The organism is Proteiniphilum sp. (assembly GCF_040307845.1).
Classification (GTDB): domain Bacteria; phylum Bacteroidota; class Bacteroidia; order Bacteroidales; family Dysgonomonadaceae; genus Proteiniphilum.
On record NZ_JAWRIS010000005.1, the window covers coordinates 60,715 to 79,784 of the forward strand.

The 19,070-nt window shown below is 48.4% G+C and carries 19 protein-coding genes; 7 read left to right on the forward strand and 12 right to left on the reverse strand.

What is annotated here, in order from left to right; all coding sequences use genetic code 11:
• Nucleotides 1-42: 42 nt before the first annotated feature.
• The gene (locus tag ABV001_RS01175) at nucleotides 43-3,282 is read left to right on the forward strand and encodes a S41 family peptidase (protein ID WP_352421109.1); all 3,240 of its coding nucleotides are present in this window, start codon (nucleotides 43-45) and stop codon (nucleotides 3,280-3,282) included.
• 77 nt (nucleotides 3,283-3,359) lie between these two features.
• On the opposite strand, the gene ABV001_RS01180 is transcribed toward ABV001_RS01175, so the two are convergent.
• Both ABV001_RS01180 and ABV001_RS01185 read right to left on the reverse strand, forming a co-directional pair.
• A complete protein-coding gene (locus ABV001_RS01180) occupies nucleotides 3,360-3,557 on the reverse strand; it encodes a type II toxin-antitoxin system HicA family toxin (protein WP_352421110.1) in 198 nt (65 codons plus the stop codon).
• On the reverse strand, nucleotides 3,554-3,778 hold the full coding sequence (locus tag ABV001_RS01185) for a type II toxin-antitoxin system HicB family antitoxin (RefSeq protein WP_352421111.1): 225 nt from the start codon (nucleotides 3,776-3,778) through the stop codon (nucleotides 3,554-3,556). Before ABV001_RS01185 ends, ABV001_RS01180 begins: the two co-directional genes overlap by 4 nt.
• A 149-nt stretch (nucleotides 3,779-3,927) precedes the next feature.
• Here ABV001_RS01185 and ABV001_RS01190 point away from each other — a divergent pair, with 149 nt between their 5' ends.
• On the forward strand, nucleotides 3,928-5,163 hold the full coding sequence (locus tag ABV001_RS01190; protein WP_352421112.1) for a PQQ-dependent sugar dehydrogenase: 1,236 nt from the start codon (nucleotides 3,928-3,930) through the stop codon (nucleotides 5,161-5,163).
• Here the strand turns inward: ABV001_RS01190 and ABV001_RS01195 are convergent.
• The 6 genes from ABV001_RS01195 to ABV001_RS01220 all read right to left on the reverse strand — a co-directional run bounded on the left by ABV001_RS01195 (nucleotide 5,140) and on the right by ABV001_RS01220 (nucleotide 10,783).
• On the reverse strand, nucleotides 5,140-5,568 hold the full coding sequence (locus ABV001_RS01195) for a VOC family protein (protein ID WP_352421113.1): 429 nt from the start codon (nucleotides 5,566-5,568) through the stop codon (nucleotides 5,140-5,142). The two genes, ABV001_RS01190 and ABV001_RS01195, sit on opposite strands and share 24 nt — an antisense overlap.
• Before the next feature lie 38 nt (nucleotides 5,569-5,606).
• Nucleotides 5,607-6,530: a TIGR01777 family oxidoreductase gene (locus ABV001_RS01200; RefSeq protein ID WP_352421114.1), complete on the reverse strand. Its 924-nt coding sequence runs from the start codon at nucleotides 6,528-6,530 to the stop codon at nucleotides 5,607-5,609.
• A 134-nt stretch (nucleotides 6,531-6,664) separates the two neighbouring features.
• Nucleotides 6,665-7,342, reverse strand: a complete 678-nt coding sequence (locus ABV001_RS01205) for a zinc metallopeptidase (RefSeq protein WP_352421115.1) — start codon at nucleotides 7,340-7,342, stop codon at nucleotides 6,665-6,667.
• Nucleotides 7,343-7,352: 10 nt separating this feature from the next.
• Entirely contained in the window at nucleotides 7,353-8,612 is a 1,260-nt protein-coding gene (locus ABV001_RS01210; RefSeq protein WP_352421116.1) for an adenylosuccinate synthase, read from the reverse strand.
• Nucleotides 8,609-9,133: a Fur family transcriptional regulator gene (locus ABV001_RS01215; protein ID WP_323423367.1), complete on the reverse strand. Its 525-nt coding sequence runs from the start codon at nucleotides 9,131-9,133 to the stop codon at nucleotides 8,609-8,611. Before ABV001_RS01215 ends, ABV001_RS01210 begins: the two co-directional genes overlap by 4 nt.
• 195 nt (nucleotides 9,134-9,328) lie before the next feature.
• Nucleotides 9,329-10,783 (reverse strand): glycoside hydrolase family 10-like protein, encoded by a 1,455-nt coding sequence (locus ABV001_RS01220; RefSeq protein WP_352421117.1) that lies wholly within the window; start codon nucleotides 10,781-10,783, stop codon nucleotides 9,329-9,331.
• A 147-nt stretch (nucleotides 10,784-10,930) separates the two neighbouring features.
• Here ABV001_RS01220 and ABV001_RS01225 point away from each other — a divergent pair, with 147 nt between their 5' ends.
• The 5 genes from ABV001_RS01225 to ABV001_RS01245 all read left to right on the forward strand — a co-directional run bounded on the left by ABV001_RS01225 (nucleotide 10,931) and on the right by ABV001_RS01245 (nucleotide 16,748).
• Entirely contained in the window at nucleotides 10,931-11,434 is a 504-nt protein-coding gene (locus tag ABV001_RS01225) for a UpxY family transcription antiterminator (protein ID WP_352421118.1), read from the forward strand.
• A 414-nt stretch (nucleotides 11,435-11,848) separates the two neighbouring features.
• Entirely contained in the window at nucleotides 11,849-12,517 is a 669-nt protein-coding gene (locus ABV001_RS01230) for a nucleotidyl transferase AbiEii/AbiGii toxin family protein (protein WP_352421119.1), read from the forward strand.
• Between the two features lie 62 nt (nucleotides 12,518-12,579).
• Nucleotides 12,580-13,029 (forward strand): BT0820 family HAD-type phosphatase, encoded by a 450-nt coding sequence (locus ABV001_RS01235; protein WP_352421120.1) that lies wholly within the window; start codon nucleotides 12,580-12,582, stop codon nucleotides 13,027-13,029.
• A gap of 174 nt (nucleotides 13,030-13,203) precedes the next feature.
• Nucleotides 13,204-15,573 (forward strand): SLBB domain-containing protein, encoded by a 2,370-nt coding sequence (locus tag ABV001_RS01240; RefSeq protein ID WP_352421121.1) that lies wholly within the window; start codon nucleotides 13,204-13,206, stop codon nucleotides 15,571-15,573.
• A 17-nt stretch (nucleotides 15,574-15,590) separates the two neighbouring features.
• The gene (locus ABV001_RS01245) at nucleotides 15,591-16,748 is read left to right on the forward strand and encodes a Wzz/FepE/Etk N-terminal domain-containing protein (protein WP_352421122.1); all 1,158 of its coding nucleotides are present in this window, start codon (nucleotides 15,591-15,593) and stop codon (nucleotides 16,746-16,748) included.
• Here the strand turns inward: ABV001_RS01245 and ABV001_RS01250 are convergent.
• The 4 genes from ABV001_RS01250 to ABV001_RS01265 all read right to left on the reverse strand — a co-directional run bounded on the left by ABV001_RS01250 (nucleotide 16,743) and on the right by ABV001_RS01265 (nucleotide 18,975).
• Nucleotides 16,743-17,480: a hypothetical protein gene (locus tag ABV001_RS01250; protein WP_352421123.1), complete on the reverse strand. Its 738-nt coding sequence runs from the start codon at nucleotides 17,478-17,480 to the stop codon at nucleotides 16,743-16,745. The genes ABV001_RS01245 and ABV001_RS01250 overlap by 6 nt on opposite strands.
• On the reverse strand, nucleotides 17,473-17,868 hold the full coding sequence (locus ABV001_RS01255) for a hypothetical protein (RefSeq protein ID WP_352421124.1): 396 nt from the start codon (nucleotides 17,866-17,868) through the stop codon (nucleotides 17,473-17,475). Before ABV001_RS01255 ends, ABV001_RS01250 begins: the two co-directional genes overlap by 8 nt.
• A gap of 57 nt (nucleotides 17,869-17,925) precedes the next feature.
• Nucleotides 17,926-18,570, reverse strand: a complete 645-nt coding sequence (locus ABV001_RS01260) for a DUF6266 family protein (RefSeq protein ID WP_352421125.1) — start codon at nucleotides 18,568-18,570, stop codon at nucleotides 17,926-17,928.
• Nucleotides 18,571-18,768: 198 nt separating this feature from the next.
• Complete coding sequence (locus ABV001_RS01265; RefSeq protein ID WP_352421126.1) at nucleotides 18,769-18,975, reverse strand: helix-turn-helix domain-containing protein; 207 nt, start codon at nucleotides 18,973-18,975, stop codon at nucleotides 18,769-18,771.
• Between the last annotated feature and the right edge of the window lie 95 nt (nucleotides 18,976-19,070).

Here is a 19,070-nt window from a genome sequence, read left to right on the forward strand (position 1 = left end):
TTCGAAAAAAAACCGTAAATTTGACGGAAAAAAAATAATCAGATGCGAAAACTAACTATTCTTATTTTTTCCAGCCTTTTTCTCCTACAAGCTTCGGCAATGGATGATGCCCGGATGCTCCGTTACCCCGATATCAACGGAAACCTGATTGCATTCGTTTACGCAGGTGATCTCTGGACGGTAAGCGCTAACGGGGGTACGGCAAAACGGATAACCTCACACCCCGGTATCGAGTTGTTCCCCAAGATTTCTCCCGACGGTAAATGGATTGCCTTCTCAGCCGAGTATTCCGGAAGCCGCCAGATATGGGTGATGCCCTCCGGGGGAGGCACGGCACGGCAGCTCACTTTCTACAACTCCGTAGGGGAGATGCCGCCAAGAGGTGGATTCGATAACGTAGTACTCGACTGGACACCCGACAGCAAACGGATCCTCTTCAGGGCCAACCGCACAAGTTTCGGCGACCGTAACGGACGCTATTTCACCGTCAGTATCGATGGAGGATTCGAAGAACCCCTCCCCATTGTCAACGGCGGATTCGCCACCTTCTCACCCGACGGTTCCCAGCTATGTTTCACGCCCGTCGACCGTGAATTCCGCACCTGGAAACGCTATAAGGGAGGACGGGCTACAGAACTGTGGACATACGACCTGAACAACAACCATTCAAAACAGATCACACAATGGGCCGGCTCAGACCAATGGCCGGTGTGGTTTGGCGACCATATCTTTTATGCCTCCGACCGCGACACACGGCTTAACATCTGGCGCTATAACATGAGCACCGGACAAAACGAACAAGTTACACGCCATAGCGGCTTTGACGTGATGTGGCCCTCAGGCCGTAACGGCAAGCTGGCCTATGAAAACGGCGGCTACCTGTATGTGCTCGACCTTACATCCGGCAATAGTCGGAAAATTAATGTGGATATTCATTATGACAATCCCAACCTGCAACCCTACTTCAGGAATGTGAAAGATTTTATCAGCAGCTTCAGCCTTTCTCCTTCGGGGAAACGGGCTCTTTTTGAAGCTCGCGGTGATATCTACAGTGTGCCGGTAGAGAAAGGTGAAATACAAAACCTCACCAACTCCCAGGGCATCCGTGAACTGTCTCCTGTATGGTCGCCCGACGGCAAGCAAATCGCCTACTATTCCGACGCGACGGGTGAATATGAACTCTACTTGCTGGAAAACAAAGAGGGAGCCATCCCGCGACAAATTACCAGCGGCTCCGCAGCATGGAAATATACCGCTGAATGGTCACCAGGCAGCTCCCATCTTGTCTACAGCGACCGCACCATGAAACTCTGGCTGGCAGATGTCTCCACGGGACGGCAGACAGCTATTGATGAAGCTACCGCCGAAGAGATCAGGGATTATACCTTCTCTCCCGATGGTGATTGGATAGCTTACAGCAAATCATCTCCCAATTATCAATCTGCTATCTGGGTATATCAACTTTCAAGCGGGCGGAAGTATCAGCTTACCGATGCCACGTTTTCAGACAGTAACCCGGTATTCAGCCGCGACGGGAAATTCCTCTTCTTCGTTTCTAACCGGGACTTCAACCTTGCTTTCAGCAGTTTCGAATTCGATTACGTCTATAACAACGCCTCCCGTATCTACGCCCTTCCTCTGCTTGACGATGGTACAACCCTCGTTCCCTATAAAGAAGACAAAGAACCTTATGGTGATGAAAAGTCCGACAATAACCCATCCACATCCGGGAAGGTGAAAGTGGAGATCGATACAGATAATGCCCGTGACCGTATCCAGGCGTTGCCCTTGCAGGCCGGCAACTACCGTATCATCGGAACCGTGGAAGAGGGAATCCTCTACTCCACCGGAAATAAGATCATGCGCTATAATATCAACGAAGAGAAAACCGAAGAGATTCTCGACGGGACAGGTTACGGCATCCTTTCCGCCGACGGTAAGTCGCTTATCTACCGCCAAGCCAATAACTATGGTGTGGCGAAAAACCAGACAGGACAAATTGCCGGTGCCGGTATGATCAATCTTGATAACCTCGATATGAAGATCGATCCCCGTGCAGAGTGGAACCAAATCTATGCAGATGCTTTCCGCATCTTCCGCGACTATTTCTACGTGGATAACCTGCACGGCGTGGACTGGAAAGGCATCCGGAAAAACTACGGAGAACTGCTGCCTTACGTTCCCAGCCGGTTCGACCTGGACTATATCCTCAACGAGATAGTCAGCGAGACCAATACCGGTCATTCCTATGTGGATTGGGGCGACATCGCGCGCGTAGACCGTATCAACGGCGGGCTCCTGGGAGCAGAACTCGAAGCCGATCTGTCCGCCGGACGTTACAAAATCAGGAAAATATATTCCGGGGAGAACTGGAACGAAAGCCGCCGATCACCCCTCACGGAAAGTGGAGTGAACATCAAGGAAGGCGATTATATTATCCGCATCAACGGGCAGGAGCTGACCACGGAACAAAATCCGTATGCACTGCTTGAGAACCTGGGTGACCGCCATATCGAACTGACGGTCAACAGCAGCCCTTCGGCATCAGGAGCAAAAAGCTACCACGTGAAAACCATCACCAGCGAACAGGAATTGAGGTATATGGACTGGGTGAACCAGCGCAGGGAACTGGTCGACCGGCTCTCCGATGGCAAGATCGGCTATATTCACGTACCCAACACTGCGGTGGAAGGCAATCGTGAACTCTTCAGGGGTATGTATGCCTACCATCACAAAGAGGCGCTTATCATCGATGACCGGTACAATGGAGGCGGTTTCATCCCCGACAGGATGATCGACCTGCTTAACCGTCGTACCCTAGCCTACTGGCACCGTAACGGCCTCCCTCAACCGATGAAAACGCCCGGCATTGCGCATGACGGTCCCAAAGCGATGCTTATCAACGGTTACTCCTCTTCCGGCGGTGATGCTTTTCCCTATTTCTTCCGAAAGACCGGAGAAGGCAAGTTGATTGGTACCCGCACCTGGGGTGGATTGGTCGGTATTTCGGGAAATGCCCGTCTGGTGGACGGCGGTTATATCTCCGTTCCCCGCTTTGGCATCTATGATAAAACCGGTGAATGGATCATAGAAGGCGTTGGCGTTTATCCCGATATAGAGGTAATCGATCGTCCCGAAGAACTGGTCAAAGGAAACGATCCCTCTATCGAAAAAGCAGTAGAAGTCCTGCTTCAGGAACTCAAGTCCAATCCCCGGCCGCAAGTTAAAGAACCGGTATCTCCCAACCGTTCCAAATGGATTGAGGCGGAAATTGAACAATGAAGTGAAATATAAAATAAAACCGGGGGACAAAGTGATATTACCTTTGTCCCCCGGTTTTTTATTTTGATTGAATTATATTATCTATATGTAATTCCTGCTTGTTTTAAAATTGCAAGGAATGTTCCTTTTTTCAAGTCCCTATTTCCATGCATTGGAACAATTACTGTTTTATTCGTTTGAGCATTATAATATAACCAATGAGAACCTTTTGATCTTTTAAAAACAAATCCATTTTGTTCCAATAAGTTTACAAGATATCTAGGATTCAAATTCATACAGCTTCCACATGAATAGAAAATTCAAGAGTATGACTGTCGTCAGGAATTGGTTCTCCACGATCCGTCAATTCATCAATATATAATTCCACAGCCTCTTTTACCATCATAATGGCTTCATCCACAGTCTCACCATAAGTAATACAACCCGGTAGCGCAGGAACAACAGCTGTATATCCACCTTCTTCCTCTTTTCTTAATTGCACGTTATATGTAAGCATATATTTTGAATTATAAAAAACCAACTATGATAACAACAAAGATACATTAAAATAGTTTATAGTCAATTATACGGTTGAACAATTGTAATTTACACGTTGTTAAATAAATGAGTTATTCGGATTACAATTCACATACAAATCACAGTCCTATGAACAATTTAAAGATCACGGCACTTTTTTTCTCAGCCTTTGTGTTGCTCTCCGCTTCATGCGACGGACAGAAAACAAATGAAGAAGAATTACCGGGAGATACGCTTCCACCGGTAGAGACGGAAAAGCCCAATAACCCCGATTTCAAGCCCGCTTTTGAGGGGCAAACCCGCGTTGCAGGGGTGAAAACGGCTACTCCTTACGAAGCTGTCATCATTAACGATGAATTGCAGAAGCCCTGGGCGGTGACATTACTGCCGGATGGCCGGTTGGCCATCACAGAAAAAGGCGGTACAATGCGCCTTGCTACTACCGACGGGAATGTGGGCAGCCCTATCACCGGTTTCCCCGAAGTGGACGACCGGAGCCAGGGAGGATTACTGGATGTGGCACCCGCACCCGATTTCAATAATAGCAGGATGCTCTATTTCACCTTTGCCGAACGAACTCCGCAAGGATCTCTCACGGCGGTGGGAAAAGGACGGCTCTCCGACGATGAGACCCAAATAGAGGATTTCACTACCATCTACCGGGCTATTCCCTACTATGACAACAGCATGCACTTCGGCAGCCGTTTGCTTTTCGATAAGGAAGGGAATATCTTCATTACCACCGGCGAACGCTCCGATCTCGCTACCCGGCCCAATGCCCAGAAACTTGATAAAGCCCACGGTAAGGTAATACATATCACCCCCGAAGGGAAACCGGTATCGGATAACCCTTTTATCGGTACTGAAGGAGCATTGCCTGAGATATATAGTTACGGGCATCGGAATCCGCAGGGACTCGACATCCATCCTGTTACCGGCGAACTCTGGATCAGTGAGATGGGTCCGCGCGGAGGTGATGAAATCAACCTTATCAAACCGGGGAAAAATTATGGATGGGCTATTATCACCTATGGTATCGAATACAGCGGAGAAATCATTGGTGAGGGCATTACCCGGAAAGAAGGGATGGAACAACCCGTCTATTACTGGGATCCCGTACTCTCGCCCAGCGGTATGGCCTTCTATAGCTCCAACGCTATCCCCGAATGGGAAAATAATCTTTTCATTGGCGGGCTCAGCAGCAAACATATTGCCCGCCTTGTAATCAAAGACAACAAAGTAATAGGCGAAGAGCGCCTGCTCGCCGATGAAGGCCAGCGTTTCCGCGATGTGGCCGACGGGAAAGACGGCGCTCTCTATGCCGTAACGGACGAAGGACGGTTATACCGTATCGGAAAGAAATGAATAGCCAACCATCCACCAAATGCCGAACCGATCTTTGAAACTTCCGAAGTAATCGCCCCAGAACATATCTTCCATGGGCATTTCAACCTCACCTCCGGCCGACAGTTCACTGAACAACCTATCTGCTTCTTCACGACTGTCGGCCGCGATGTATATATAGTTGTTATTTCCGGGACGCAAAGGATTTCCCATACCGGGCACTACGTCAGATCCCATCAGTAAATTGTTAGGCAGTTGCAATGAAACATGCATTACATGGTCCTTATATGCTTCAGGAACCTCCATCCCTTCCATATCTCCCATTCGCATAACTTCGCTTAACTTTCCGCCAAATACGGATTTGTACAAATTGAAAGCCTCTTCACATGTACCGTCGAAATTGAGGTACGGATCTAATTTAACCATGATTTTTAAATGTTTAAGTGATTATATAAAAATTGAAATTATTCCTTCATCGACTGAAGGGTACTTGCTATTGCTTCCTGTGCCGTGGAATAAGTGAATTCATACCCGGCCTCGAATACTTTTTGTGATGAAACGCGACTGCCATACAGTATCATATCTGCGGCCTGCCCCATAAAAATCCGAAGCAGGAGAGCAGGTATCGGCGGCATGAAAAAAGGCCGTTTCATTGCTTTCGCCAGAGTCTTCATAAACCCGGCATTGGTGATAAATTCCGGTGCAACCGCATTGAAAACTCCGTCCATAGAACTATCTTCAACCGCTTTCAAATAAAGATGGCAAAGATCATCAATATGGATCCAACTCAGATATTGTTTGCCTGAACCCAACGGGGCACCCAACCCGACCCTTGTCGGCAGCATCATTTTTTCAAAAGCTTCGCTCTTTGGGGATATAACAAAGGCCGTACGCAATGCTACCGTGCGTACACCCAGTTCATTCCTGAATCTGAACGCCTCAGCTTCCCATTTCCGGCAGGTACGGCTCAAGAAATCGTTGTGTGCGGGATCATCTTCTTCAGTAAATATCTTTTCTCCCGTCACCGACCCGTAAAAACCGACCGCCGAAGCAGAGATAAACGCTTCAGGCCTCTTATTCATCTTTTTTACCGTCTCTAGCAACAACTTCGCCGTCTGCACACGGCTCTCCACAATCTTCTGCTTCTTCAACCGTGTCCAGGAACCATCGCCTAAATTCGATCCTGCCAGATGAATGATCATGTCGGCCTGTTCCACAGCCTCACTGTCGATCTCCCCCTTCCGGTAATCCCACCGGTAGCGGGGAATGTGTGCCTTCACATATCGTTCACGGCTCAGCCAGATCACCCTGTAACCGTTCTCAATGAGCAAATCCGATAGCTTTCTGCCCACCATGCCCGATCCACCGGTAATCAAAATCGTTTTCATCTAATAATGGTTCATTAAATGTATATCCTGCCTGCATCTGATAAACAAAAAAAAGAGAACAATTGTTGTCCTCTTTACAAATAATTACTCCCCCACAACGGTTAGAGCTTCCCCGATAAATCATTTAACCACAATTACCTTCTGTTCATGGCAATCATGATATAATAGAGCAATGTGGCAAGGGAACTGAGTGCGGCCACTACGTAAGTGTAACCGGCCCAACGGAGGGCATCTACCGCCTGGGCATGATTCCCTGCATCGGTAATACCGGCACTGCTTAGCCAGCGGAGAGCACGGTTAGTCGCATCTTTTTCCACCGGCAATGTGACAAAACTGAATAGAGTGGAAAGTGCAAACATGGCAATTCCGAACCAGAGAAGCATCGGGAAAGTCTCGATCAGGATAATTCCCAGCAGGATCACCCACATCACCCATTTGGAGGTAGATGAAATCACCGGCACCAGTGCCGACCTCAATTTCAGGGGAGCATATCCTTTCGCGTGCTGAACCGCATGGCCCGTTTCGTGTGCGGCTACTGCGGCAGCTGCCACGCTATAAGAGTCATATACCGGTTCACTCAAATTGATGGTCTTGTTCAACGGGTTGTAATGGTCGGTCAACTGCCCTCTTACCGAGATCACCTGTACATCATAGATCCCGTTGTCGTGCAGCATCTTTTCCGCCACCTCTTTGCCCGTCATTCCGTTGCGAAGAGGAATTTTTGAATACTTCTTAAATCGGCTCTGTAGCGTAGCTTGCACGATCCAGCCGGCCACTGCAATTGCAATAAATATAATCCAGATTGTTGCCATTTGTCATTGTTTATCTTATAATTGTTTGTGCTCTATCGGGACCGACGGACACGATAGCCACAGGTACTTCAAGTTCTGTTTCCAAAAAAGAGAGATAGTTATTGAATTCTTCCGGGAATTCATCTTCCGACTGCATCTTCGTCATATCAGTCTGCCAACCGGGCAACTCCACATAAACAGGTTCAATACCTTCTGATATATCGTAAGGCAGGTCTTCCGTCTCTTCGCCGTTTACCCTGTAGGCCACACAGGCTTTGATTGTTTCAAAACTGTCCAACACATCACTTTTCATCATCACCAATTTGGTTACCCCGTTCAACATAATCGTATAACGCAGTGCGACCAAATCGATCCATCCGCAACGGCGCGGGCGTCCTGTCACCGAACCATATTCATTTCCGTTATCACGCAACAGCTGTCCGTCGGAATCAAACAGTTCCGTAGGGAAAGGACCGCTGCCCACCCGTGTACAATAAGCCTTGAAGATACCGTACACTTCGCCGATACGTCCGGGAGCTACCCCCATACCGCTGCAGGCACCGGCACAAATGGTATTGGATGATGTCACGAAAGGATAGGATCCGAAATCTATATCCAGCATCGATCCCTGCGCACCTTCGGCCAGCACCGAACCTCCTGTGTCCAGATGTTTATTGATAAAATGCTCACTGTCGATAATAGTGAACTCCTTCATCTTCTCAATTCCCTCAAACCACTGCTTTTCGAGTGCGGAAAGGTCATATTCAAATTGGTAATGGTCGAGCAGTTCTTTATGTCGAAGTACCGCATTGCGGTATTTTTCCTCAAAGTTATGAAACAGGTCGCCCACCCTTAGTCCGTGCCGTCCGACCTTATCGGTATAAGCAGGACCGATACCCCGTCCGGTAGTGCCGATCTTGGCATCCCCCATCGCTTTTTCCGAAGCGGCATCCAGCAATCGGTGTGTCGGCAGTATCAGGTGGGCCTTTTTAGAGATAAAAAGTCTGTCGGTAAGAGAATGTCCCGACGCTTCCAATCCTTCTACTTCCAGCTTAAAGAGGGCAGGATCAATTACTACCCCGTTGCCGATGATATTTATCTTCCCTTCCTGAAAAATACCCGACGGGATTGACTTCAGCACATATTTCTCTCCTTCGAACTCCAGGGTATGACCGGCATTGGGTCCACCCTGAAACCGTGCCACCACCTCATATTGGGGCGTAAGCACATCCACCACTTTTCCTTTACCTTCGTCGCCCCACTGGAGCCCTAAAAGTACATCCACTTTCATTTTTTATTTTGTTTACCGTTGCTTTTATTCTGTTTAACCTCATTTTTACGTTCCAAACGGCTCAATTCCATCCGCTTGGCATGAATACACTTACTGCATGTGCCATAGATATAGGTGCTATAGTAGCTCACTTTGAACTTCCTGATCTTTTTAAGCTGGGTAGGAGTCAGCAAGTCACCCGTCATTTCGCGCACCTCTCCACAGGTCGTACAGATAAGGTGGTCATGGTTTTCATTACCGTAAGCCCTCTCGTATTTAGAAGTATTCGCCCCGAACTGATGTTTCACCACCAGCCCGCAATCCAGCAATAACTGAATGGTATTATACAATGTAGCACGGCTCACCCGGAAGTTCACTTCAATCATAGAATTATAAAGAGAATCCATATCAAAATGTCCTCGTGTTGAATAGATATGATCGAGAATCGCAAAACGTTCGGGTGTTTTTCTGTGCTTATAGAGCGTCAAATACTCCATAAATTCGCTTCTTACCTGTTGCTTCAATTTTTGAGCGGCATCCATAGGCTACAAAATTATTCTTTTTTTTTGATTTTCCCATGTTTTTCTAATTGAAAATGAAATCATCAAATCAACAAATCATCACTCAACCACATAGGCACCTAACCACCTAGGCACCTAACCACTTAGGCACTCAACCACTTAGGCACCTAACCACCTAGGCACTTAGGCACTCAACCACTTAGGCACTCAACCACTTCACTTCACCGTTTCCGAATGGTAAAAGAAAGCAGGGATACACGGTCCACTCTCATTGTTATAGGCGTCCGACGCGGTAATATAGTAATAGTAAGCCTTATCATTATTCCCGGCCTTGTAACGGAACATCGGCTCCCGCAGTCCTACAGCCATCAATTCTTCTGCGTTCTCAAGACTCAGGGTGTCATTTTCGCTCCGATAGACGTTATATGTCACCCTCCCATCACGGTTCCCTTCCCACGAAAGTTCCAATAGACCCTCTCCATTTTTCTCTGCCCGCAGGTCGTAGGGATTATTGGGAATAGAGTCACTCAGCCACGTCATGGGTGGCAGCTTCGCAGGGTATTTATAATATTCCTCCAACTCCCTCAGTATTCCTTTTGTGTTGGACAACACATTCTCGGTGCGGAAATAAGCCTGTCCGTGTGAATCGTTCTGACGGGTATAATCTACCTGGTTCAGTATATCACGGTACGACCATCCCAATTCGATCATCTGGTAAGCTCCCAGTCCCGGCACTACAATCCTGCCGTTGCTATGTTTCAACCAATCGTCCACAAAAGGATAAAAGAGCCTCTCCTTGTAATACATCATCGGGTAGATGGCGTCATGCTTGCCCATCATCATCCACTTGCCGGCATCCTGCGATACCGTCTCCAGCGCAGTCCATCCCACTCCGTTATTTCCCAGCGCGCGATACCGCCCTAAAGGGGCGCTACTCACCTGCACCCAAGGCTTCATAGCCTTCACCTGATCATATACTTTTATCACAAAGCGGGTGATATTATCCCTGCGCCACTCATCCCTCGACTTCCCCTTGCCATACTGGCGGTACATTCCGTCATCGGGAAAGCGTCCCCGGTTATCGGGATATCGGATATAGTCGAAATGGATACCATCTATATCATAGCCGGCCACGATCTCCTTCACGATTGAGAGCAGATAATCGTCGGTACGCGGATTTCCCGGATCAAGGAACCATTCCCTCTGGAATTGTTTGGTGAGGGAAGGATTCTTCTTGGTTACAGACTGTGTCCCTAAGCTGCGTACATGGCGGTCGTTCCCCAAGGGGTAAGTCACCACCCAGGCATGGCAGGCCAATCCCCGTTTATGGCACTCCTCCACGGCAAACGCCAGCGGATCGAATGGCGGTCGTCCCGGCCCGGCAGGAGCGATGAGCGACGACATCGGCTCGATGCGTGAGTTATAGAGCACTTCCCCTCTGCCTCTCACCTGAAAAAACACCGTATTGAAATTATGTTTCTTCAGGTTATCCAGGATCTCTGTCAGTTCCCTTTTTTGTACTTCCAAGCTGGTACGGTTACGCGGCCAATCGAGTCCGTAGTTGGTTGTCAGCCAAACGGCTCTCACCTCCGTCGCCGGCGGGCCGGAAGCAAACAACCCTGTTGCCCCGGTCAAAAACAAAATCAGCAGGGGAAATATTTTGTGCGCCATATAAAATTTACAATCGTCGTTACTGCGTAGTATCTGTTATTTTCGAGGTACAAATTTAGTACAAAATATACAATTTGAGCTCACAATACATTTTGTCATCAAACAAAAAACCGTTTACTTTGTCAAATAGTGAGAATTAATATTCATATGGCAGAGAAAAGATGGCTGGCAGCTTATGTGAAGATGCACCATGAGAAAAAGGTGCGTGACCGGCTCACGGTAATGGGCGTGGAAAACTTCCTGCCGGTGCAGGAAGAAATACGGCAATGGAGTGACCGGAAAAAGAAGGTGGAGCGGGTGCTTATCCCGATGATGATTTTCGTGCGGGTCGATACCCGGGAGCAGCGCAGCGTCATTACCCACCCTTCCATCCTGTATTACCTGACGCTCCGCGGCGAACACACTCCCACTGAGATACCCGCGGATCAGATGGAGCGCTTCCGCTTTATGCTCGACCATTCCGACACCACCGTCAATTTCAGCGCCAACGACCTCCAACCGGGAGAAAAGGTGCGGGTGATCAAAGGTCCGCTTACCGGCCTCGAAGGAGAATTAATCACCATGGAGGGAAAATCCAGGATCATCATCCGTATCGAACAGCTGGGGTGCGCCGAGGTGGAGATCAGCCCCACCATGGTAGAGAAGGTATGATACGGAGCAGGGCAATTTCATCTATTTTTTTCCGAGAAAAATGGTCTATCCGGATGTTTATGTATATCTTTGTATAGATGGACAATAAAGATAAAATAAAATCGTATTTATTGGCCAAACTACAAAAAGAAAATGTTTTTTGGTCTTTTGATAAAAATTCTTGTCAGCAACTTAGTGACTGGAACCTTATTAGATATGTGCTTATTTATCTGGATCTTCCCGAAATTGATTTATTATTCAAAGTGTTTCCCAAAGGGAAGATAAAACGAGTATGGCTTGACGAGATGATCATTCAAGGAGATTATTTACGCAACACGAACATCTGTTTAGCCAATCTCTATTTCGACATCAAACATCCCGTCCCATACTTGAAAAGGATGGAAACTTTCTATTTGAACAGAATCTGAAATCGTTATGGATAAATCATTAGTCGATAAAACGAAAAAAGTGATCGAATCCGTAGCATACCTGGAATCGATCACTCCCTATATCCTTGTCGGAGGTACAGCCCTTTCTTTACAAATAAAGAATAGACTGAGTGAAGATCTCGATTTTATGAGATGGCAGCAATACAAGGGGGAAAAGATGGATATAGACATCAAATCCATTACTAAAGAATTGGAGTTGGAACACGTCATTGACAAGATAAATATTTTAGACAGTAATCAGGTAGAATTTTTCATCGATGGCGGCGTTAAGCTTTCCTTTTATGCGCCGGAAAGAAATGCTCCTCGAATAAATAAGGTACATTATCTTCATAATTTATATCTGGCGGATATTGATACGATAGCGTCACTCAAAATGGAGGTGATGCAGCGTAGAAATACCTTTCGGGATTATTATGATCTCTACTGCATTCTAAAAGAGAAAACGAGTGAAGAGATAATTGAAATTATTGATAATTCACTCAGATATTCGAGGCACTCAATGAAAAGCAAAAATCTATTAGGCAAATTGGGAAATTACGAGCGTTTTGAAAAAGATGAAGCTTTTAAACAATTAGCGCCCAAATATGATATTTCTTCACAGGAGATTGCCGAATTTATGGATAATAAGGTAAAAACAGCCTATACAAATAAGTGACAGGTAGCGGTTGTCATGCTTTTTTCGTACCTTTGCAGCTGATATTTGAAACATTCAGGTTTATGATCATCGCTATCGATTTCGACGGAACTATTGTGGAACATGCCTATCCCAACATAGGGAAACCCATCCCTTTTGCAATCGAAACACTCCTGCAGATGCAGAAAGACGGGCACAAACTGATCCTGTGGACGGTACGCCGCGGCCGGCTTCTCCAGGATGCCATCGACTACTGCGCAGGGCGAGGACTCTATTTTTACGCCGAAAACGAGAACTACCGGGGTGAAGACAAAGAGTTGGGAGAAGATATTTCACGCAAGCTGGGCGTTGAGTTGTTTATCGACGACCGTAATCTGGGCGGACTCCCCGACTGGGGTACCATTTATAACGCAGTCAAAGCGACTGCCGAAGGGACTAATGCGCTAAAGGTCATGGCGGGACAACTGCCTCTATCCGAAACCGGCGCTAAAAAACGGGGACTGTTCGGAGTAATGGGCGGACGAAGAAAATAACCATCTTGACATCTTAACTATTGTAGTTTATCAAAATAACCACTATTTTTGCTGTCTTATTACAGTTTTCAATTTGTTACAAGAAAAATTTGTACATCCTTTGTAGATTAAACAAACTGAAAATGATGTTACTCAAGAAGAACAATAGCCCAAAGAACCAAACTGTTGAAACGTATGCATAGAGAGTATAAAATAATCGGCCTGCTCACACTGTTGATTTTCGTAAACGGCATCCTGCTTGCCCAGGTAAGCGACCAGCAGGCGATCCAGGAGTTACGCAAGTATGAAAACTCGGGGATGTCGCAGCAACAGATACTGATGGAGCTGAATAAGAAAGGAATCACCGCATCCCAACTGCAACGTCTGCGGAGTCAATATGAAGAGGAGAAAAAGGTCACCGACGGTGGTATGGAATCCGATTACGACTCATCGGAAAACAGTTTCCGAGAAACCTCCGAAGTTTCTGTCTTGACCGCACAAACCCCACAAACCGACCCGGAAAATCAAATATACGGCCAGAATTTCTTCACGTCCAAGAACCTCACCTTCTCACCCAATATGAATATGCCCACCCCGGCCAATTATGTGCTGGGTCCCGGAGACCAATTGATCATAGACGTATGGGGTAATTCGGAGCTGAACGTGCGTTACACCATCACCCCCGACGGATATGTCACCGTGCCGGGGCTGGGACGCATCATGCTGAACGGATTAAACGTGCAGCAGGCCGAATCAAAGATACGCAATGAATTTTCGTCCATTTACTCCGATCTCGACTCATCCACACCCGGCACCTTCCTCGCGATCTCGGTGGGAAATGTGCGCACCATCAAGGTGAATGTAATGGGCGAAGTGGTCACTCCCGGCACCTATACCCTATCCTCCTTCGCATCCGCCTTTCACGCACTCTATGTATCGGGGGGACCTTCCGAAATAGGAAGCTTGCGTAATATACGCATCTTCCGGGGTGGGAAAAATGTGACCACTGTCGATCTCTATGAATACTTGATGAAAGGCAATAATACATACGATATCAACCTGCAGGATGGCGATATCGTGATGGTGGAACCATACAGCACCCTGGTGCAAATCACGGGAGAGATAAAACGCCCCATGTGGTATGAAATGCGCGAAGATGAAACGCTGCAGGACCTCATCCGTTTTGCCGGCGGCTTTAGCGGCAATGCCTACCGGGCCAATGTCACCCTGCACCGGAAGGGTAACAATACAATGGAAGCCTTCACCTTGAGTCAACCCGAATATGGTTCATTCAATCTGAAGGACGGAGACCAGGTGGGTGTCGGCACTATCCAGGATAAATTCTCCAATATGGTAGAGATCACGGGGTCGGTAGAACGTCCCGGAAAGTATGCCCTGGGAGACCGCGTCAGCACCGTCCGCGACTTGGTGGAAGTCGCTTTGGGACCCACCGGCGACGCTTACCTCCAACGGGCACTGCTTTACCGAGAACAGGAAGACTTGCGGCAAACAATGGAGTCTTTCAACCTTGACGCCTTGCTCAACAGCCGCATCGCGGATATCGCCTTACGAAAAAACGACCGGCTCCATATCCCCTCCATCTTTTCCATTGAAGACAGTGTCACCGTATCTGTCGCCGGCTCTGTCCGTGCACCCGGTAATTATCCCTTCGCGTTGAATATGCGCATAGAAGATGCTCTCCTTCGGGCAGGGGGACTCAAGGAGGAGGCCTCCACGGCACGAATCGACGTCTATCGCCGTATCAAGGATCCTGCCAGTGCTACTATTCCTTCCAATATGAGTGAGGTGTACACATTCTCTCTCCAGGATGACGAAATCATTTCGAGCGACCCTACTTTTGTATTGCAACCATTTGATGAAATCGTAGTGCGCCGCTCACCCGGTTATGGCCCCCAGGAAAATGTCTCCATATCCGGAGAAGTTCTTTTCGGCGGGCAATATGCCAAAACAACCCGAAACGAACGGCTCTCCTCATTGGTAGAAAGGGCAGGGGGATTGACCGAATATGCCTATATAAAAGGCGCCAAACTAAGGCGCAGATCGACTCCTGAAGAAATACAAAGGAGCCGTGCCGCATTATTGACCCAAGCCCGGATAGAGAGTGATTCCACCTTTGTCAACAGTATCGACCTCTCCATGCAATATGTGGGCATTGATCTGGAGAAAGCATTGAAAAAACCGGGAAGCGACGATGACATCATCCTGAGGGAAGGAGATGTGCTTACCATACCCCAATTGAACAATACGGTAAAGATATCGGGAGGAGTGATGTATCCCAACACGGTAAATTACAATAAAAAGATGAGCCTCGACAGTTATGTCCGCCAGGCAGGGGGGTATTCACGGTTGGCAATGAAAAGAAAGCCGTTCGTGATCTACGCCAACGGCAAGGTTGCCACCGGCCGATGGGCAAAAATAGAACCCGGTTGCGAGATCGTGGTACCCGAGAAACCCGACAGGGAGCCCATGTCGATGCAGGGAATATTGGGAATTTCCACCTCCATTGCCTCCATTGCCCTGTTGATCAGCAACCTTGTTAAATAATCAAACAGCACAGATGTATGACACAAGATACCCACACCCCGGATTACGAAAACAGGCTTCCTGCACAAGATACAACCGATGAAATCGATCTGGCGGATATCCTCCGGCAACTGTGGCTGAAGCGGGGATTTATTCTGAAAGTTACCGGGATTTTCTTATTGTTGGGACTCTTTATCGCTTTGTTTTCCCCGGTAAAATACACCGCCCATTGCACAGTAGTGCCACAAAGTGGAAAAGAAGGTTCAAGCAGTAATCTGGGCGGTCTTGCCGCCATGATGGGTGTCAATATCGGTGCAGGGGGGACCGGCGAAACCCTTTCGCCTTCGGTTTATCCACAGATTGTGAAGAGCGTGCCTTTCACCCGTGAAATCATGCAAACCCCCATCAAAGTGGAAAAATCGGAAGGAGAAGAAATCACCTTGTACGATTTCTATACCAACAAGGCGTACCAGCCCTTCAACCTCATCGGAAACATCAAAAAATACACCATCGGATTACCCGGCGTGCTGGTCGGTGCCATCCGGGGAAACCGGTCACAAGCGGACAACCAGCCCCCGGCCAACGACAGCACTTCTCTCCCTATCCTCAGTAAAAAAGAAGAACGGGTATATAAAACCATCCAAAGCTCCATCCAGCTCAATATGAACTCAAAAGAAGGATATATCGGGATGAGTTACACCTTTCCCGAAGCCGAAGCCGCTGCCCGTATTACGGACCAGGTGCGGAAAACATTGGAGCAATATGTAACGGCTTTTAAATCGGAGAAAGTGGAAGACAATCTCGCTTTCGTGCAACAGAGTTTTAACGATGCAAGGCTTGATTTTCTGGAGAAACAAGAAAAACTCGCCACTTTCCAGGATGCCAACCGGGGTTTGACCACCGCTTCGGCCCGTGCCACAGAACAGCGGCTCCGCAGTGAATATGATATCGCCTTCACGGTATATAACGAACTGGCCAAACAATTGGAACAGGCCAAACTCACCGTAAAAGAGTCTAAACCCGTGCTTACAGTCATTGAACCGGTAGTGGTGCCGGTCCAGAAGAGTGCTCCCAGGCGCAGCATGATATTGGTCGCCTTTACTTTTGTGGGAGTCGTGATCAGTATCGGGTGGGTATTTATAAAACCTTTCTTCGCTGAAATAGCCCAAGGCGTAAACACACCCCCAACGCTATAACCGCAGCGACTGCATATGGTGTTGTCTCTTCATACTACCGAGATGGGTCATCTCCTCCCGCACGGCAGTACTGTCTACATGGGTTACCATCTTCTCCGTGGCTACTTGCCCCGACTTGCATCCCATCACCAACAATAAGGTGAAAACCATCGCCATCCGCAACGCAGCCAAAAAACGTCGGTAATATTCCGCAATGCGGTGCGCCTGATCCAACCCGTTCACGACTCTCCGCGCATTGACCGGGTCCTCCTTCCGGTGGTTGAAATAATTCTCCAGCGACACCCCGGTAAAATCACCCCGTGTAGAAACACCCTGCGTCATCCCTTCTATCATGATGCTTGCCGAGATATCGGGATCGAGTGACAGTTCGGGACATGCCAGCAAGGGAATTCCCAACAACCGACCCATCTTTTTGTAGTTCTCATACCAGGTCAGCTGCACGTCGCCGCGGCCAAAATACAACTTGTCGGGATAGCTGTAAGCCGTGCCATCATGCTTGCGCTTCTCCCCGTAGGGTTTGCCCTTTCCTTTCCCTATCTCCTCCACCGGCTGCATGGTGCATGCCGTCTCATGGTATGAAGTGGCCAGCATATACGCCCGCCATCTTTCATCCGCAATGCCATGCCGGTCAAATGCTTCTATTTTCACTTCTATTCCGGCCTGTTGTCCGGAGGAAAGCCGCCCGTTGAAAAGCGACTGCCCGATTTCCCTGTACAATAAATCGTTATCCATGATGCTCTCTTTTAAAGGTACCCATTGGCGGCTTCCGCAGTTTGCAATCTTCCACTTCGCAATAGTGGTAATCGCCGTCCTTGCGCCATGCCAGTTCCTGCTCCACCATTTTCTCCAGGCCGGTAATCCGGCGGTGGTCTTCCACGCGTTGCAACTGTAGCAACTCGGTATGCGCCACCGTACGTTCCAGCAAGCCCATCATCTCCGTCGCCGCCGAGGCGTCCTCTTTTTTGGCGGCCGCCTCCGACTGTACCGCCTCGCTTTTCTTGATGCGCCTGTTTTCCTTGCGGTTGATCACCATCGAGACCAACCCTCCCAATGCTCCCCCGCCAATAAAAGAACTGAGCGAGAAAAGCCAGTCACTCTGTATTTGAAGTAAGTCTATCATTGCGTGTAAAATGTAAAAGAGCCGCCCCGCGGCGGGGCGGCTCCGGTTTAAAGACCATCAACCGGGCACCACTTCATAGCTGCCCGCGTACATAGTGTCAGACACCATGGTGCCGTCTTCCGAAATAAACACCGCGAATGTCTCCACTTTGTCGCCCTGCCATGAAGGCGGCAACCCCAACGATCCGCTGCCGGCGTCCCGTGTTCCGGCGTCCATGTCATACACTGCCTCCTCTTTGCCCGGGTTGTATGCGAGGAGCATCACCCGGTCTGCTGCCGAGGCATTGTTGACCGCACCCGTATTCCACACGAAATCCAGGGATCCCGCTTCAGGAGTAGCCGTGACATTGCTCGCCGTGTACAGTGCGCCTCTTGCCACCGCCACCTTCGGGTAATCGATTTCAAAACCGGGGTACGTCCCTTTCACGGCATGGTGGATGTTGTACGACACCGCCGCGCTGAAAGCACTGTTTCCGGGGCCGGCACTCTGCTTGAACCCCACCCGGATCACCGGGAGAATAGTCTTCACGAATTTGGCGACCAGCGAGAACTTGCTCCGTTGCATGCGCTGCTTCTCAGTCCGCGGGTTCCTCACGCTTGAGGGCAAACTGCGGATGTAGGCGATACTCTTCCACGAGGCGCCCACCACGTTACCTACTTTCCCGGAAAAACCTCCCAGGATACCTTTTTTAATTGTTCCCATAATTGTTACTGTTTAATTGTTCAACATAATGGACTTGGCCTTATCCGCGGGCAAAGTAGGCGATTCCCCCCGGCCTGTGCAACAATCGGTCAATTTGTCTCCCACAGTCCCTTCTTGTCCTTCATTTTCCCCCATTGTCTCTCTCCCTCCTCATTTTTCACTTTTCATTCTTCATTCTTCATTCTTCATTCTTAACTCTTAATATTCAACTTTCCCATTGTAATTCTCCTGCAGCAGTGCGAGGATATCCGACTTCCGGTAGTAACACTTCCCGCTCACCCGCGAGTATGGGAGAAGCCCGTTGATGCGCCATCGTTGCAACGTGCGCGGGGAAACCTGCATTTTCAGGAGCACGTCCTGCCCGTCGATCCAGTTCGACCATTCGGTTAAATCAATTTGTTTCATAAGCACCTCCATATTGTAAAATATTCACATCCCTTCCGGTTTGGGAAAGGGATGTGAATATAGATCCGGGGAAAATGGATGTAACCGGATTTGTA